A 576-nucleotide genomic window follows, 5' to 3' on the forward strand; every position below is an offset into this window, starting at 1 on the left:
GCGGTAACGGTAATGTGTACGGCTTCGGTAAACCAAAGTGCCGCAACGAAAATCAACAGCGCGATACCTTTGTTGGCATCAGGGCTATAAGGAAGTATGTAATAAATGCCGAAGCAGACGACGGCGGAGATGATGGTGGTCAGCAGGCCTTTAAAGTCGGTAATCGGCTTTTGTGCACTGAGCAGCTCGACGTTTTCCGGATGCTGGGTTTTGTCCTTTGCGTGCAGATCCATAGAATGTTCCTCTGAAGTTTGCTGGTTTTTCTTTTACGCTTGTGCCGGCCGTTTTCAGACGGCCTGACAACGACAGTATATTTGTAATTTAATGTAGTGTAAATAAATTGTAAATTATTTTTTAAAATAAAATAAAAAACGGACAAGCAGCAGGAAGGCTGTTTGTCCGTTCGATTAGGAAAGTGATTGGATTTTAAACATTTTGCGTCAGATTGTCTTGTTCCTTAAACAACAAGCCGCAAACGGCCAGACCTGCCGCCGCCAGCAAGGCTCCGGCAATGCCGATATTGGAAAGGCCGAACCAGACGGTTACATAATGTCCCAAAAGCGCACCGCCGCCGAT

2 pseudogenes are annotated in these 576 nt (G+C 46.0%); both read right to left on the minus strand.

Features of this window, described 5'->3' with window-relative positions:
• Nucleotides 1-233: pseudogene (locus ACTHSP_RS21375) on the minus strand (anion:sodium symporter); the annotation flags it as partial.
• Nucleotides 234-426: 193 nt separating this feature from the next.
• A pseudogene (locus ACTHSP_RS21380) lies at nt 427-576 on the minus strand (sugar transporter); the annotation flags it as partial.

It is taken from the genome of Neisseria sp. P0001.S005 (assembly GCF_051963715.1).